We start from the raw sequence: 16,629 nt of genomic DNA, 5'->3' as shown, positions 1-16,629 counted from the left end.
GCGCGGGGCGTTACCGGAAAATTCCGGACAATCCGGATCTTCTGATGCAAAAATGATACAACTGTGTTACATTGTAGATAGAAAAAGGGGATCGGTGCAATGATAGAAATACTGGTGGTAGAGGACGAGCGTCCCATTTCCAATCTGATAAAAATCAATCTGACGAAGGCAGGGTACGCCTGCACCTGTGTCTACGATGGGCTGGCGGCGGTGGACGCCCTGGACAAGAAGCCCTATGATCTGGTGCTCCTGGATATCATGCTGCCGGGCGCGGACGGCTACGAGGTGATGGAATACCTGGCGCCCCTGGAGGTTCCGGTCATCTTTCTGACGGCGAAGGCCACGGTATCGGACCGGGTGCGGGGACTTCGGATGGGAGCGGATGATTATCTGACCAAGCCCTTTGAAATCATCGAGCTGCTGGCCCGGGTGGAATCGGTGCTGCGGCGGTATCACAAGACAGAGCAGATCCTGCGGGAGGGCGATCTGGTTATCGATACGGCGTCCCGGACTGTGACCCGGAACGGGGAAGAACTCCGGCTGACCAAAAAGGAATTTGAGCTGCTTCTGCTTTTTGTGCGGAATAAAAATATCGCCCTGTACCGGGACACCATCTATGAGCGTATCTGGGGCGGCGAATACATGGGCGACAGCCGGACGGTGGATCTGCATGTGCAGCGGATGCGGAAGAAGACCGGGCTGGAGGAAGAGATCAAGACGGTATACAAGGTGGGCTACCGCTACAGCCCGGATACGGGGGAGAAAAGAGCCTGAAAGAAGGGAGACGGCAGATGAAATTTTCCTGGAAAATCAGTATTTCCATGATGACCATCAGTATCCTGGTCATGGGACTGGGCGGCTGTGTGCTCCTGGGCGCTCTTTTTTCTTCTGCCTGGAACCGGGAGACCCGGAACGCGGCAGAGGAGAACCGGATGCTGTCTTATTCCTTCGTGGCTTACTGGAATACGGCAGTACAGGAATGGCAGAATTTTACAGATAAAGAAATTCAGGAAACGGCGGAGACCATGACCCGGGAGATGGCGGATATGGGGCTGGATTTCCAGATCTACGACGAAGAGGGACAGGTGCTCTATAGCAGGAAAAAGGCAGAACCTGGGAAAGAGGAACGGATCGGGCGTCTTATGGAAGCGGTATCCGGGCGGCAGCGGGCAAGGGAGCTTCGGAAAAAGGAGAGCCGGTATGAGCTGGCCACCATGAGCAGTATTCGGCTGGGAGAGAAGCGAACGCTCTACCTGGAAAGCGACCGGGATGTGACCGCTCTTTTTAACGACCGGGCCGAGCAGTACCGGATTTACCGCCGGTGGATGCTGGTGGTTCTGCTTTTAGAGCTTCCGGTGTGTTATCTGATGACCGTATGGCTTCTGAAGCCCCTGGGCCGCCTGTCCCGGGCCGCCAGACGGATTGCGGGCGGCGACATGGAGGTGCGGGCCCGGGTGGAATCCGAGGACGAGGTGGGAAGGCTGACCCGGGATTTTAACCGGATGGCAGACCATCTGGAGCAGCAGTTTACGGAGCTTCAGGATACCGCAAGACGGCAGGAGGATTTTATCGGAAGCTTTGCCCATGAGCTGAAGACTCCGCTGACCTCGATGATTGGCTACGCGGATATGCTGCGGAGCCGGGAGATGACGGAAGAGGAACGGATGGACGCGGCCAATTATATCTTTAAAGAAGGAAAGCGGCTGGAGGCTCTGTCCTTTAAGCTTCTGGATCTGATGGTGCTCCGCCATCAGGAGCTTGCGAAAAGACGCGTGTCCACCGAGTGGCTGGCGGAGGAAATCCGGGGGATCCTGGAGCCTGCCCTGGAAAAGCAGGAGATCCGTCTTTGGGTGTCGGTAGAGGACAGGCAGGTGGATCTGGAGCCGGATCTGATGAAAACGGTGCTGATGAATCTTCTGGACAATGGCCGGAAGGCCATGGAGGGCAGCGGCCGGGAGAAGAGGCTGACGCTGCTGGGGCGTCCGGAGCAGGCAGGCTATGCCTTTTATGTGTGCGACACGGGAAAGGGCGTGCCGGAGGCAGAGCTTAGCCGGATCACGGAAGCCTTTTATATGGTGGATAAATCCCGCGCCAGGCAGCAGGGCGGAGCGGGTCTGGGACTGTCCATCTGTGCGGAAATCGTAAAGCGTCATGGGGGCAGACTGGATTTTCAGAGCGAGGAAGGAAAAGGAACTCTGGTAAGAGTATGGCTGCCGGAACAGGCCGGGGAGGAGGAAGCATGAGAAGAAAAAACTGCAGATCCCGCAAAAGCTGGTTTCTGACCGTGGGAGCACTGCTTCTGGCGGCGTCCGTGGGCTTTGGCGTTCCCCTGGCTTTCCGGAAATGGCAGGACGACAGGCGTCTGTCTGTGGTGGAGACGGAGGAGGCGCCGGAGGTGCGGATTACATCCCAGACAGAGCTTAGTATGGTAGAAAAGGCGGAGCTGTTTCTGAGCGCCGACGTAAGCACCACGGTATTGGAAAAAGGGAAAAATTACGACGTGCCCGGAAGCCTTGCGAAAGCGGAGGAAGAGCTTGGTACCTTATGTGAAATGGGCGTACTGGACGAAACCTTCCGCACTGCCAAAATGACAGAACAGGACGCAGAGCAGAGTGCGGCTCCGATTTTCTATATCGATCCCAGCGGGGAAAAATCTATGATTATCTGGATGCTAAATTTCCAAATCGACACGGAGGAGGACAGATGGCTCCTGAAAGCCGCCCTGGATGACGAGACCGGTAAGCTTCTGGAGCTGGGCATTCAGGAGTGGAACGAGGGTTATGAGAATGGAATCCGTTCCGGCGCGGCGGCGACCGATTCGGACATGGCGGCGACCGATTCGGATACGGCGACGACCGATTCGGACGTGGCAGAGCGGGCTCAGAAATTCGGCTCCTATCTGGGCCTGACAACAGAGCGTGTCACGCAGAGCTGGGAGCTGGCAGACGCCATACTTTCCGATGGAGATAGGACTGCCTACGACAATCAGGTGCGCCTTTACGAAAAGAAGGGCTATACCGAAGAAGACGCCAGAAGGCTGGTAAGCGAAGAATGGGGTATCAGCGATATGAATCCGGACGGTTCCCGGACGGCTCAGGTTGTTTACCGCGAGGGCGACAAGGGAGAAGTCAATTACTATCTCCGCCTCGGTCCCCTGAGTCTTGCCATTTATTTTGCCCTATAGCGCAAACTTCCTTGAAAAATGTCGATATCTATGCTATTTTTAAAGATAACATTAGTAGAAAGAAACGACAAAAAGGAGAGCAAGCATGAATTTCCTGGAGGAAAGAATCTTAAAAGACGGCATTGTAAAAGAGGGAAATGTCCTTAAGGTGGACAGCTTCCTGAATCACCAGATGGACATCAACCTGTTCAAGCAGATGGGTGAAGAGTTTAAGCGGCGCTTCGCGGACAAGGACATTAACAAAATCATAACCATCGAGGCTTCCGGTATCGGAATTGCCTGTGTGGTAGCCAGCTATTTCGACGTACCGGTGGTATTCGCCAAGAAGACCCAGAGCATCAACATCGACGGGGACGTGTATGTGGCAGAGGTAGAGTCCTTTACCCATAAGAACAAGAACCAGGTCATTGTATCCAAGCGGTTTTTAGGACCGGAGGACCGGGTTCTGATCATCGATGATTTTCTGGCAAACGGCTGCGCGCTCCAGGGTCTGATTTCCATCGTGGCACAGGCAGGCGGCACAGTTGAAGGAATCGGAATCGCGGTGGAGAAGGGCTTCCAGGCAGGCGGCCGTATGATCCGGAACCTGGGTTACCAGCTGGAGTCCCTGGCTATCGTGGAGAGCATGGACGCGGCCACCGGAACCGTAAAATTCCGGGAGCAGGAAGAAGCCTGAACCATGGAAGAAAAAATCATATTCTGTAAGGGCGGCGGCTGTACAGCGAAGCTGGGAGCCGGCGTTTTAAGCCATGTCCTGGAAAAGCTGCCCAGGGGGCCGGAGAATCCGGATCTTCTGGTGGGCTATGACAGCAGGGACGACGCGGCGGTTTACCGGATAAGCGACGATACGGCGGTAGTTCAGACCCTGGATTTCTTTCCACCCATGGTGGAGGATCCCTATACCTTTGGAAAAATAGCGGCGGCCAACGCCTTAAGCGACATCTATGCCATGGGAGGCCAGGTGAAGACGGCCCTGAATATCGTATGCTTTCCCGAGTCTGCGGATCTGAATATCCTGGGAGAAATCATGCGGGGCGGATCGGAAAAGGTGCTGGAGGCCGGAGGTATCCTGGCGGGAGGCCATTCTATCCATGACGCCGATGTCAAGTACGGCCTGTCGGTCATGGGACTGGTACACCCGGATCACATCTGGTCCAATAACGGCGGACGGCCCGGAGACAGACTGATTTTTACCAAGAAGCTGGGCGTGGGGATCGTCTGCACGGCGAACCGGGTGAGGGAGGCCTCGGAACAGGCCATGGCGGAAGCCATCGAATCCATGACCACCCTGAATAAAACAGCTTCTGAGATAGGAAGAAGATACCACATTCACGCCTGTACCGATGTGACGGGCTTTGGTTTCCTGGGCCATCTCCATGAGATGATGGACGGAAAGCTGTCCTGCCGGATTGAAGCGGAGAAGGTGCCCCGGATTGAGGAGGCCCTGGAATACGCCGATGAATTTCTATTGACGGCGGCCGGTCAGAAGAATCGGAATTATATGGAAAAATATGTAAAATTTGAAAAAGTTTCTTTTGCCATGGAGGAGCTGCTGTTTGATCCGCAGACCTCCGGCGGACTGCTGATGGCGGTAGGCGCGGACGAGGCAGAGAATTTGAGAAATGAGCTTCGTGCGGCGGGACTTCCGGCGGAGCTTGTGGGAGAGATAACAGAACCCGGGGAACCGGAGATTTTAGTGACAGGAGGAGAGATACGATGATTCAGGTAAACGCACTGGGCGACGCTTGCCCGATTCCCGTAGTAAAGACCAAAAATGCCATTAAGGAGCTGGGCGGAAGCGGCGTGGTGGAGACGCTGGTAGACAATGAGATTGCAGTCCAGAACCTGACCAAGATGGCCAATCAGAAGGGCTACAAGGTCAGCTCCAAAAAGCTTTCGGACAGACAGTATCAGGTAACCATGGAGATTGGCGAAAACGCAGCAGATAAGCAGACTGCGCCGACGAAAGCGGAGTCAGAAACCTGTATTCCCGACGCCAGGGAGAATACGGTGGTCGTGATAGCCTCCGCCACCATGGGCGAGGGAGATCCGGAGCTTGGACGACTTCTGATGAAGGGGTACATCTATGCGCTGACACAGCTTTATACCCTGCCGAAGACCCTGCTCTTTTACAATGGAGGCGCCGCCCTCACCTGCGAGGGGTCCGCGTCTCTGGAGGATTTGAAGTCCCTGGAGGCCCAGGGCGTACAGATTCTCACCTGCGGCACCTGCCTGAACCATTACGGGCTGACAGACAGCTTAAAGGTGGGCGAGGTCACCAATATGTACGTCATCGCCGAGACCATGGCGGGCGCGGCGAAAATCATTAAGCCATGATTTATCTGGATAACGGGGCGACCACCCTTAGAAAGCCCGAGTGCGTAAAGGAGGCCCTTCTAGAAGCGATGGCTTCCATGGGAAATTCCGGAAGGGGCGTCCATGACGCGTCCCTTTACGCGGGGCGGACCATCTACCGGGCCAGAGAAAGCCTGGCAGAGCTTCTGGGCGCGGCGGCTCCGGAGCAGGTGGTCTTTACGGCCAATGCCACCGAGAGCCTGAACCTGGTGCTTGGCGGCCTGTTCGGGCCGGGGGATCATGTGATTACCACCGTCTGCGAGCACAATTCCGTGCTGCGGCCCCTGTACCGGCTGCAGGGCGTGGAGCTGTCGGTGCTTCCTGTAAAGGCGGAAGCCGGGGAGAAGCTGCAGGCAGGCATCCTGGCTTACGATGAGTTGGAATCCCTGCTCCGTCCGAACACAAAAGCCCTGATTATCACCCACGCCTCCAATCTGACTGGCAACATCACCGATCTGGAACGTGTGGGAGCCTTCGCAAAAAAGCACAGCCTTTTGCTTATCGTAGACGCTGCGCAGACGGCGGGCGCAGTCCTCATGAATATGGAACGTATGGGGATCGACGTCCTGTGTTTTACGGGCCACAAGGGACTTTACGGCCCCCAGGGAACCGGAGGCGTCTGCGTCCGTCCCGGTCTTTCGATCCAGCCGCTGAAGGTGGGCGGAAGCGGAATTCACAGCTTCGACCGGGAACATCCGTCAGAGATGCCGGCGGCGCTGGAGGCGGGCACCCTGAACGGCCATGGGATCGCAGGCCTGGGCGCGGCGGCCCGTTGGCTTCTGGAGACCGGCGTAGAGCAGATTCGCGCCCGGGAGCAGGTGCTTCTTCGGCGGTTCGTGGACGGCGTGAAGGAGGTGGAGGGCGTAACCCTCTACGGAAATCCGGATCTGGATCGGCGGACAGGAATCCAGTCCCTGAATATCCGGGATTATGATTCCGCAAGAGTAGCGGACTGGCTCTATGAGGATTACGGGATCGCCGTCCGGGGAGGAGCCCACTGCGCGCCGCTCATGCATGAGGCGCTGGGAACCCGGGAGCAGGGGGCGGTCCGGTTCAGCTTTTCTTATTTCAATACGGAGGCAGAGGCAGACGAGGCGGCGGCAGCCGTCCGGGAGCTGGCGGAGGAGTAAGACAATGCGGAAAAAAACAGAAGCGCTGGTGATCTCCTTTGGAACCACCACCGAGGCCATGAAAATGGAACGGCATTGTGAAAAGGAGGGGCTTCCCGGCAGATTGATTCCCATTCCCCGGGAGATTACCGCAGGCTGCGGGATGGCCTGGAAGGCGAAGCCCACAGAGAAGGAGCTGCTGCAGCAGGCGATGCTGGAGTCGGCTATCCGGTGGGAGGGTATGTATACCCTGGAACTATGAAAAATATGTAAGAATTTATCTATCGCAAATGAGGAGAAACATATATGAATGAAGTAGAAAACAAGAAAGCAGCCTATGATTTTTATGGCAAAATGCCTTTTCGAAAAGCATTTCCCCTGGGACTCCAGCACGTGCTGGCCATGTTCGTGGGAAATCTGACCCCGATTCTGATTATCACAGGAGCCTGTGGAATCGGCTCCGGTACGGAATTTGCGGAGGTGCAGGTAGCGCTTCTGCAGAACGCCATGCTGGTGGCGGGAATTGTAACCCTGATTCAGCTGTACGCCATCGGTCCGGTGGGCGGAAAGGTGCCGATTATCATGGGTACCAGTTCCGGCTTTATCGGCGTATTCAACAGCGTGGCAGGCGTTATGGGCGGCGGTATCCTGGCGTACGGCGCGATTCTGGGAGCATCCCTGATTGGCGGCCTTTTTGAGACGGTTCTGGGCTTTATGCTGAAGCCCCTGCGCCGCTTCTTCCCGGCAGTTGTGACCGGTACCGTGGTGCTTTCCATCGGTCTGTCCCTGATTTCCGTAGGCGTGGGATCCTTTGGAGGCGGAAGCTCCGCAAAGGATTACGGCTCCATGGAAAACCTGCTCCTGGGAACCCTGGTGCTGGTGGTCATCATTGCGCTGAAGCATGGCACGAAGGGAATGACCAGTGTTTCTTCGATTCTGATTGGAATTATTGTAGGCTATATTGTGGCGGCGATCATGGCGCTGGTTCTGCCCACCACCGGAGTAACCGCGGAGGGCGTGGAGTATACCAAGGCCTGGGTCCTGAACTGGGACAAGGTAGCCCAGGCAAAATGGTTCGCGGTTCCGGCCCTGATGCCGGTGAAGCTGGTCTTCGATCCCAGAGCCATTGTTCCGGTGCTGATTATGTTCGTGGTAACCGCGGTGGAGACCGTAGGAGATATCTCCGGCGTCATTGAGGGCGGTATGGCTCGGGAGGCGACCGATTCCGAGCTGTCCGGCGGCGTAGTCTGCGACGGCGTGGGATCCTCCCTGGCTTCCCTGTTCGGCGTGCTTCCGAACACCTCCTTCAGCCAGAACGTAGGTCTGGTCACCATGACCAAGGTGGTAAACCGGTTTGCCCTGGCGACCGGAGCCGTGTTCCTGATTCTCTGCGGCCTGTTCCCCAAGCTGTCCGCACTGATTTCCATTATGCCCCAGAGTGTTCTGGGCGGCGCGGCAGTTATGATGTTTTCCTCCATCGTAGTCAGCGGTATCGGTCTGATTACCAAGGAGAAAATGACCGTCCGCAACACGACGATTGTATCTGTAGCGCTGGGTCTGGGCTATGGTCTGGGCGCCAACAGCGGCGTGCTGGCGGGACTGCCCCAGAGCATACAGCTCATCTTCGGCGGTTCCGGTATCGTACCGGCTGCCCTGGTAGCGATTATCCTGAATATTGTTCTCCCAAAGGAGGAATAGCATGATAAAAATAAGAGAATTGGTAAAGGTGGAAAGTCTGGAGGAGGCCTGGGAGCTGAACCAGAAGCGCACCAACAAGATCCTGGGCGGTATGCTATGGCTCCGCCTGGGAAACCGGAACGTGCAGAAGGCCATCGATCTGTCAGGCCTGGGGCTTGACGAGATCGAGGAGACAGAGGAAGCATTTTCCATCGGCTGTATGGCGACCTTACGTCAGATCGAGCTGCATGAGGGACTGAACGCCCTGTGCGAGGGACTGGTGCATGACGCGGTCTGCGATATCGTGGGCACCCAGTTCCGGAATCTGGCTACGGTAGGCGGCAGTATCTTCGGACGTTTCGGCTTCTCCGATGTGATGACGGCGTTTCTGGCTCTGGATTCCTATGTGGAGCTCTATAAGGGCGGCATTGTGCCAATGTCAGAATTTGTAAAAATGAAGCGTGACAATGACATTCTGGTGCGGGTCATCGTAAAGAAATGTCCGGGTCATTTTGCGTATCTGTCCCACCGGAACACACGAACCGATTTTCCGGTGCTGACCGTGGCCGTATCCGACTGCGGCGGCGTAAAGAAGGCCGTGATCGGCGCAAGACCGGGTATCGCGAAGCTGTATGAGATCGAGCGCATGGACAAGGAGACGGCAAAGCGTCTGGCAGAGGAAACCCCGTTCCAGAGCAATATGCGCGCCTCCGACATCTTCCGCCGTCATCTGGCGGGCGTGCTGCTTGGGCGTGCTTTTGCAGAGATTCAGGGAAAGGAGTGAGGCTGACATGATCGTAACGATGATCTTAAACGGGAAAAAGATAACAGATGAGATTGCCGCGGATATGACACTCTTTGATTTTGTCCGGAAGCATGGCTGCTACAGTGTAAAATGCGGCTGTGAGACTACCAACTGCGGACTCTGTACCGTATTTCTGGACGGTATCCCGGTGTTTTCCTGCGCCATGCTCGCGGCGCGGGCAGAGGGACGCCGGGTGGAGACCCTGGAGGGACTGCAGAAGGAAGCAGAGGAATTTGGCTCCTTTATCGCCGATCAGGGCGCGGAGCAGTGCGGCTTCTGCAATCCGGGCATGATTATGAACGCCATCGCCCTGTTCCGGGAGAACCCGGAGCCCACCGACGAGGAAATCAAGCAGTATCTGGCAGGCAACCTGTGCCGCTGCTCCGGCTATGAGGGACAGCTGCGTGGAATGCACGCCTTTATCGAGTATAAAAAGAACGGAGGTGCCGCATGCGGGAAGTAGGAAAACGGGAACGCAAGAAGGACGCCATAGCGCTGGTGACCGGACAGCCGGTCTATGTAGATGACCTCGCCCCGAGGGAATGTCTGGTGGTAAAGCTTCTTCGCAGCCCCCACGCCAATGCCATCGTGGAGGATGTAAACTATGCGGCGGCTCTGAAGATTCCGGGTATCGAGGCAGTGTATACCTGGAAAGACGTGCCGAAGAACCGGTTTGCCACAGCGGGACAGACCTATCCGGAGTGGAGCCCCTACGACCATCTGATTCTCGATCAGCATGTGCGTTTCGTGGGCGATCCGGTAGCGATTGTAGCAGGCGAGAATGAAGAATGTGTGGATAAGGCCCTGCGGGTGATCCGGGTGAAATATCAGGTGCTTCCGGCGCTGCTGGATTACCATGAGGCCATCGACAATGAAATCCTGGTGCATCCGGAGGACAACTGGGAATCCCGGTTCCCGGTGGGAGCCGACAACAGGCGGAATCTCTGCGCCCATATGGAGGACGGAGACGGAGATGTGGAGGCGGTCCTTGAGGACTGTGAGGTAAAGCTTACCCGCACCTACCATGTTCCGGCGGTCAACCAGGCCATGATGGAGACCTTCCGGACCTATTGCTATATCGACACCTACGGAAGACTGGTGGTCGTAAGCTCGACCCAGATCGTATTCCATGTAAGACGAATTGTATCCACGGCCCTCGGAATTCCCAGGGCAAAGGTGCGGGCCATGAAGCCCCGGATTGGCGGCGGCTTCGGCGCCAAGCAGACGGTGGTGACGGAGATATATCCGGCCTTTGTTACCTGGATGACAAAGAAGCCGTCCAAGATCATTTACACCAGAAAAGAAAGCCAGATTGCCGGATCTCCCCGTCATGAGATGGACGTCCGGGTCAGCATCGGCGCAGACCGGGACGGAACGATCCGGGCCATCGACCTTTACAACCTGTCCAATACAGGCGCTTACGGTGACCACGGCCCCACTACGGCGGGACTGACGGGACACAAGGCGATTCCCCTGTATACAGCCAACCTGGAGGCCTTCCGTCATGTATTTGACGTAGTCTACACGAATCAGCTTGCCACAGGCGCGTACCGGGGGTATGGAGCCACCCAGGGAATCTTTGCCCTGGAATCCATCGTAAATGAGCTGGCGACCGTTCTTCACATGGATCCGGTGGAGCTCCGCCTGAAAAATGTGGTGCGGGAAAAGATGCTTATGCCGGCTTATTTCGGCGAGGTGGCAGAGAGCTGCCGTCTGGACGAGTGTCTGGTCCGGGCCTGCGAAATGATTGGCTGGAAGGAAAAATACCCTGCCCGGGATATGGGAAATGGCAAGGTACGCGCCGTAGGCGTGGGCATGGCCATGCAGGGCTCCTGTATCTCCAACGTGGACGTGGGATCCGCGACAATCATGCTCAACGAGGACGGCACCTATAAGCTGGCCATCGCGGCGGCGGATATGGGAACCGGCTGTGATACCATTCTGGCCCAGATGGCGGCGGAATGTCTTCATGTGACCACCGACGAGATCTTCGTCTCCGGCGCGGACACAGACAGCTCCCCCTATGATTCCGGCTCCTACGCCTCCAGTACCACCTATATTACCGGTCAGGCCGTGGTCAAGGCGGCCACAGAGCTGGAAAAACGGATCTGCCAGGTGGCGGCAGGCATGCTGGAATGCGACCCGGAGGACGTGGAGTTCGACGGCAGAAAAGCTACCGATGTGAAAACCGGAAAATCCGTTACCAGCGAGGAGATCGGCTACAAGGCCCAGGTCTGCAACGAAATCGCGTTACAGGTGACAGAAAGCCACAGCTCCCCGGTATCGCCGCCTCCCTATATGGCAGGCGCGGTGGAAATTGAGCTGGATAAGGAGACGGGCCATGTGGAGATTCTGGACTATGCGGCGGTGGTAGACTGTGGTACGGTTGTGAACCCGAACCTGGCGACCGTTCAGGTGGAGGGAGGCTTAGGTCAGGGAATCGGAATGACCCTCTACGAGAATATTCAGTACACGGAAAAGGGTAAGCTTCGCAACAGTTCCCTGATGCAGTACAAGATCCCGACCCGCCAGGATATGGGACATTTTCGGGTGGAATTTAAGCCGAGCTTCGAGCCTACCGGCCCCTTCGGCGTGAAATCCATCGGTGAGATCGTGATCAACACTCCGGCTCCGGCCCTGGCCCATGCCATCTATAACGCGACGGGCGTATGGCACCGGAACCTGCCGATTACCAGTGAGAAGATTGCGTTGGGGACAGACTGATTCGGATAAGACATGTTAAAAGAATGGATAGACGGAAAATGGGTGGAGCGGGAGTCACTGCTGGCTGCCCTGGGGCTGGTCGAAAGCAGCTTTGCTTCCGGCAGGAAGCCGGAAAAAAACTGCGTCGTTTCCATCGTGGGCGCAGGCGGAAAAACCACCTGCCTGCGCCGCTTACAGATGGAATGTAAAAAACTGGGAATCCTGGCGGCCGCAGGCACCACCACCCATATCCAATGTGAAAAGAATACCGGATTTCTGGACCGTCCGGATCTGCAGGCGGCCCGGGATATGTTAAAGAATACAGGCACTCTCTGGATGGGAGAGCCTGTTTCCGACTGGAAATGTAAAGCGCTGCCGGAATGGTTTTACCGGGAGCTTCTGACGGAGGGGATCTGGCTTCTTCTGGAGGCAGACGGAGCCAGAGAGAAGCCGGTCAAAGCGCCCAGGGAGGGCGAACCGGTAATTTTGCCGGAGACTGGTCTTGTGCTCTGCGTGTATGGACTGGACGGAGTGGGGCAGCCTATCAAAGAGGTCTGCTGCCGTGTGGAAGAGGTCTGCGCCATTCTCGGAAAAAGAGAGAAGGACGTCCTGACGGCGGCAGATCTGGCGAAGCTGGCGGTTAGCCCGGCAGGAGGAAGAAAGGGCGTAAGACCCGGTATGGACTACGCAGTGCTGTTTAACAAGGCGGATACCCGGGAGCGGGAGGCAGCGGCTCTGGAAGCCGCGAAAGCGCTTGCGGGTCCGGAAACGAGGATTCTCATGGCGGCGGATCTGATGCCGCCCTGGAACCTTCCGAGAGCAGGAGAGAAAAGATGAAGATCGTAATCAAGGGAGCCGGGGATCTGGCCACCGGCGTGGCCTGGGAGCTTTTCCGGGAGGGACACCGGATTATCATGACAGAAATCGCCGTACCGCTGACGGTACGCCGCCAGGTAGCTTATTCCCGGGCGGTCTACGAAAGACGGGCGGAAGTAGAGGGCGTGACCGGCGTGCTGGCCGGATCGGCGGAGGAAGCCATAGCCCTCTCGGAACAGGGCGTCATCAGCGTGCTGGTGGATCCGGAAGCCCGGGTACGAAAGGTCTGGCAGCCGGAGGTGGTCATCGACGCCATCATGGCGAAGAAAAATATCGGAACAACGCTTACGGACGCGCCGCTGGTGCTGGCCCTGGGGCCAGGCTTCACAGCAGGGACAGACTGCCACGCGGTCATCGAAACCATGCGCGGGGAAGCCTTAAGCCGCCCCATTTACCGGGGCAGCGCCATTCCCAATACGGGTGTACCGGGCATGGTGGGCGGCTACGCCATGGAGCGCCTGATTAAGGCTTCCGGGGACGGTCGGATGGAGCCGGTGGCAGCCATCGGCGATATCGTAGAGAAGGGCAGCGTCCTGGCCTATACGGGCGGGGAGCCGGTGTACGCGCAGATTGACGGCGTGATCCGGGGCATGCTGCAGGCAGGCGTGCCGGTAAAGAAGGGCATGAAAATCGGGGACGTGGATCCGAGAAAGGACGAAAGCCTGGTTCACCTCATTTCCGATAAATCCCATAAGATAGGACGGGGCTGCGCGGAGGCCATCCGGACGCTGGTAGGGCGGCAGTACGGTATCGTAGCGCTGGCAGCGGGGCTGTCCAGCCGGTACGGCGGAAATAAGCTTCTGGAGGAGCAAGTGGACGGGCGCCCCCTGTACGAAGTAACTTTGGATAAGCTGGGCGCTTTTTCAGACTGTACCCGCGTAATCGTGACCCGGTTTCCGGAAATAGCCGGGGCAGCCGGAGAGCGCGGCGTAAGGGCTGTGATAAATCAGGAGCCGGAGCGGGGGATCAGCCATTCCCTGCAGCTTGGGCTTACGGAATGTCTTCGGCAGAATCCGGATCTGCGGGGCGTATTGTGTATGGTCTGCGACCAGCCCTATCTGGAACCGGCGACTATGGAAAGAATTCTGGAGGAGGGCTTTTCTTATCCCGGGGCTATCGTCTGCGCCGGACACGGGGAGCGGCGGGGCAATCCGGTTCTCTGGGACAAAAGCTATTTCCCGGAGCTTCTGGAGCTGACCGGCGATACCGGAGGCCGTCAGGTGATAAAGCGGTATCCGGAAAGGGTGCGCCTGGTGGAATGTGGGGAAAAGGAACTCGCAGATGTGGATATCCGCGCGTAAAGAAAGAAGGATTGTGGAAAACTTGCGTCATTTATATACTATCTTACAGGAATATCAGGATAAAAAGGAGAAACGGATTCTGACCGTCTTAAAGGGACCCCATGCTGGGGAAAAAGCCTTTTTTGCCGGAGACGGGCTTCTCTGGGAGAAAACCGGACAGGGCTTTTTCACAAAACACCGGGAGGAGGCTGGGGCAATCCGGGCCGAAGGACAGCAGGAGCTGGCAGGGGAGACGGTATTCTGCGACTGTCTGGGAGAAGCGAAGAAGCTGGTGATCTGCGGCGCGGGCCATGTGGGCGTGGCGCTGCTTCGTATGGCTCTCCTGCTGGGCTTTGACGTGACGGTTCTGGAGGACCGCCCGTACTTTGCGGACGGAGCCAGACGGGCCGGAGCGAAGCGGGTGATCTGCGACAGCTTCGAACAGGGGCTGGACGCAGTGGACAGCGACGAGGATACTTATTTTGTCGTCATGACCCGGGGACACCGCTACGATCTCATTTGCCTGGAAAAGATTCTGGGGAAGAACTATGCCTATCTGGGTATGATGGGCAGCAGGGGCCGGTCGGCGCTTGTGAAAAAGAAGCTGCTGGAGCGGGGCTTTCCGGCAGGACAGGTGGAGGAGCTTTACGCCCCCATTGGACTGAGCATTCACGCGGAGACGCCGGAGGAAATCGCGGTCTCGATACTGGGAGAAATCATTTCCGTCAAAAACGGAGATAAGAAGAACAGCAGCTTCTCGGAGGAGCAGCTGGAGCTTCTCGGAGACGGGACGGACACACGGGCAAAGGTGCTGTGTACCATTGTAGCCCGCAGGGGCTCGGCGCCAAGAAGTGTCGGTACCAAAATGCTGGTGCTGGAGGACGGCACCGTATCCGGAACCATCGGCGGCGGCTGTGTGGAAGCGGGCGTGAAGGAAAAAGCCCGCTGGCTTATGCAGGATAAGGAAAAGCGGCAGGAGCTGATTTCTGTGAGCATGACAGCCTGCGACGCGGAGGAAGAGGGCATGGTCTGCGGCGGCGTCATAGAGGTGCTGCTGGAGAAATGCTGAAAGAATTTTAAAATGATACAAGCCGGATACATTCCTCACCTATACTGAGCTTCAAGAGGTGAGGAACATGCAGCGTGAGCATGTATATGAGAGACCGGGGCGTTCCGAATCCCGCCGTCGCCGCCGGCAGAGGCAGTTTTATCGGATTCTTGCAGCCATCTGGCTGATGGCCTTTGTGCTGGGACTGCTTTGCGGGAAGCTTGTGTTTGCGAAAGAGACGGGCCTGCTGGCGAGAGCCGGGGCGGAACCGGCGGCAGAAGAATCCGAAAATGACAGGACGCAGGCGGCTGAGCATGACAGTGGGACAATTGATAACCCGGACGGGGAAGAAAGCGCCGGGGACTGGAAGCTGACCCTGGTCAACGCTACGCACCCCATGGCGGAGGGCTATCGTCCCCGGGTGTCGGAAATCGAGAATAATTACTATTTTGACAGCCGGGCGGTGGGAGAGCTGCAGCAGATGCTGGCAGACGGAAGGAAGCAGGGACTGGACTTCTGGATCTGCTCGGCCTATCGGACCATGGAGAAGCAGACGGACCTTTATAACAATAAGGTGAGCCGCTTGCAGGCCGAGGGCTTAAACTATGAGGAAGCCTATCGTCAGGCGGGAACCGTCGTGGCCTACCCCGGAACCAGCGAGCATAACCTGGGACTGGCGGCAGATATTGTGGCAAAGGATTATCAGCTTCTGGACGATAAGCAGGCAGAGACGCCGGAGGCTAAATGGCTCGAGGAAAACTGCTGGCGCTACGGCTTTATCCTGCGCTATCCCACAGATAAGACCGGGGAAACGGGGATTATCTTCGAACCCTGGCATTACCGCTATGTGGGGAAAGAGGCTGCCAGAGAAATCATGGAGCAGGGAATCTGCCTGGAGGAGTATCTGGGCGAGAAGTAAAAGGAAGCAGGAACGATGAATAAAATAAATTATCAAAAAGAACTGGATAAAGTAATCGAAGTATTGCAGCGTCAGGGCCGGGTGCCCCGTCTTCTGCTCCACAGCTGCTGCGCGCCCTGCAGCAGCTACGTGCTGGAATACCTGTCCCGGTATTTTGAAATCACCGTCTTTTATTACAATCCGAACATCTATCCGCCGGAGGAATTCGGAAAGCGTGTGGAGGAGCAGAAGCGCCTGATTGCCCAGCTTCCCGCAGAGCATCCCATCTCCTTCCTGGACGGGCCTTACGAGCCGGAGCGCTTCTATGAGATGGCCCGGGGACTGGATCAGGTTCCCGAGGGAGGGGAGCGCTGCTTTAAGTGCTACCGTCTGCGTCTTACGGAAACTGCGGAGATGGCCCGCGCCGGAAAATACGATTACTTTACCACGACCCTGTCCATCAGCCCCTTAAAGAACGCGGAGAAGCTCAATGAGATCGGCGGTCAGCTGGCGAAGGACTATGGCGTGGACTATCTCTACAGCGATTTCAAAAAACGGAACGGTTACAAGCGCTCCACAGAGCTGTCCAGGGAATACGGCCTCTACCGGCAGGATTACTGCGGCTGTGTGTTCTCCATGCGGGAGCGCCGCGCGCAGCAGAAGGCCGCGGCAAAGGAAGAACTGTAAAAAAGAT

Annotated in this window: 17 protein-coding genes; all 17 read left to right on the top strand. The window is 57.0% G+C overall.

Annotated features, from left to right (window positions below; genetic code table 11):
* The first annotated feature begins 99 nt into the window (after nt 1-99).
* The 17 genes from ACTNCH_RS01715 (at nt 100) to ACTNCH_RS01635 (ending at nt 16,622) form a co-directional block, all read left to right on the top strand.
* Complete coding sequence (locus ACTNCH_RS01715) at nt 100-774, top strand: response regulator transcription factor (protein ID WP_441015343.1); 675 nt, start codon at nt 100-102, stop codon at nt 772-774.
* Nucleotides 775-791: 17 nt separating this feature from the next.
* Nucleotides 792-2,243 carry a sensor histidine kinase gene (locus ACTNCH_RS01710; RefSeq protein WP_441015345.1) on the top strand — a complete coding sequence of 484 codons (1,452 nt, stop codon included), beginning with the start codon at nt 792-794 and terminating at the stop codon, nt 2,241-2,243.
* Nucleotides 2,240-3,184, top strand: a complete 945-nt coding sequence (locus ACTNCH_RS01705) for a hypothetical protein (RefSeq protein ID WP_441015347.1) — start codon at nt 2,240-2,242, stop codon at nt 3,182-3,184. The genes ACTNCH_RS01710 and ACTNCH_RS01705 overlap by 4 nt, the downstream gene beginning before the upstream one ends.
* Nucleotides 3,185-3,269: 85 nt before the next feature.
* On the top strand, nt 3,270-3,860 hold the full coding sequence (locus ACTNCH_RS01700) for a xanthine phosphoribosyltransferase (RefSeq protein ID WP_441015349.1): 591 nt from the start codon (nt 3,270-3,272) through the stop codon (nt 3,858-3,860).
* 3 nt (nt 3,861-3,863) lie between these two features.
* Nucleotides 3,864-4,904, top strand: a complete 1,041-nt coding sequence (selD, locus tag ACTNCH_RS01695) for a selenide, water dikinase SelD (RefSeq protein ID WP_441015351.1) — start codon at nt 3,864-3,866, stop codon at nt 4,902-4,904.
* Nucleotides 4,901-5,521, top strand: a complete 621-nt coding sequence (yedF, locus tag ACTNCH_RS01690) for a sulfurtransferase-like selenium metabolism protein YedF (protein ID WP_441015353.1) — start codon at nt 4,901-4,903, stop codon at nt 5,519-5,521. Before selD ends, yedF begins: the two co-directional genes overlap by 4 nt.
* On the top strand, nt 5,518-6,669 hold the full coding sequence (locus tag ACTNCH_RS01685) for an aminotransferase class V-fold PLP-dependent enzyme (protein ID WP_441015355.1): 1,152 nt from the start codon (nt 5,518-5,520) through the stop codon (nt 6,667-6,669). The genes yedF and ACTNCH_RS01685 overlap by 4 nt, the downstream gene beginning before the upstream one ends.
* Before the next feature lie 4 nt (nt 6,670-6,673).
* Nucleotides 6,674-6,910 carry a DUF3343 domain-containing protein gene (locus ACTNCH_RS01680; protein WP_441015357.1) on the top strand — a complete coding sequence of 79 codons (237 nt, stop codon included), beginning with the start codon at nt 6,674-6,676 and terminating at the stop codon, nt 6,908-6,910.
* Nucleotides 6,911-6,954: 44 nt separating this feature from the next.
* Nucleotides 6,955-8,346, top strand: coding sequence for a uracil-xanthine permease family protein (locus ACTNCH_RS01675; RefSeq protein ID WP_441015359.1), 1,392 nt, complete (start codon nt 6,955-6,957; stop codon nt 8,344-8,346).
* A 1-nt stretch (nt 8,347) separates the two neighbouring features.
* Nucleotides 8,348-9,109, top strand: a complete 762-nt coding sequence (locus tag ACTNCH_RS01670) for an FAD binding domain-containing protein (RefSeq protein ID WP_441015361.1) — start codon at nt 8,348-8,350, stop codon at nt 9,107-9,109.
* 7 nt (nt 9,110-9,116) lie between these two features.
* Complete coding sequence (locus tag ACTNCH_RS01665) at nt 9,117-9,593, top strand: (2Fe-2S)-binding protein (RefSeq protein ID WP_441015363.1); 477 nt, start codon at nt 9,117-9,119, stop codon at nt 9,591-9,593.
* Entirely contained in the window at nt 9,581-11,854 is a 2,274-nt protein-coding gene (locus ACTNCH_RS01660) for a xanthine dehydrogenase family protein molybdopterin-binding subunit (protein WP_441015365.1), read from the top strand. The genes ACTNCH_RS01665 and ACTNCH_RS01660 overlap by 13 nt, the downstream gene beginning before the upstream one ends.
* Nucleotides 11,855-11,866: 12 nt before the next feature.
* A complete protein-coding gene (gene yqeC, locus ACTNCH_RS01655) occupies nt 11,867-12,670 on the top strand; it encodes a selenium cofactor biosynthesis protein YqeC (protein WP_441015367.1) in 804 nt (267 codons plus the stop codon).
* Complete coding sequence (gene yqeB, locus ACTNCH_RS01650; protein WP_441015369.1) at nt 12,667-14,010, top strand: selenium-dependent molybdenum cofactor biosynthesis protein YqeB; 1,344 nt, start codon at nt 12,667-12,669, stop codon at nt 14,008-14,010. The genes yqeC and yqeB overlap by 4 nt, the downstream gene beginning before the upstream one ends.
* A gap of 13 nt (nt 14,011-14,023) precedes the next feature.
* The gene (locus ACTNCH_RS01645) at nt 14,024-15,058 is read left to right on the top strand and encodes an XdhC family protein (RefSeq protein WP_441015371.1); all 1,035 of its coding nucleotides are present in this window, start codon (nt 14,024-14,026) and stop codon (nt 15,056-15,058) included.
* A gap of 67 nt (nt 15,059-15,125) precedes the next feature.
* Nucleotides 15,126-15,956 (top strand): M15 family metallopeptidase, encoded by an 831-nt coding sequence (locus ACTNCH_RS01640; RefSeq protein ID WP_441015373.1) that lies wholly within the window; start codon nt 15,126-15,128, stop codon nt 15,954-15,956.
* Between the two features lie 15 nt (nt 15,957-15,971).
* The gene (locus tag ACTNCH_RS01635; RefSeq protein ID WP_441015375.1) at nt 15,972-16,622 is read left to right on the top strand and encodes an epoxyqueuosine reductase QueH; all 651 of its coding nucleotides are present in this window, start codon (nt 15,972-15,974) and stop codon (nt 16,620-16,622) included.
* Nucleotides 16,623-16,629: the final 7 nt, after the last annotated feature.

This window comes from Candidatus Merdisoma sp. HCP28S3_D10, assembly GCF_052065835.1.
Classification (GTDB): Bacteria; Bacillota; Clostridia; order Lachnospirales; family Lachnospiraceae; genus Laedolimicola.
The sequence above is the reverse complement of the archived record's forward strand: the minus strand, read 5'-3'. Positions and strand labels throughout refer to the sequence as shown.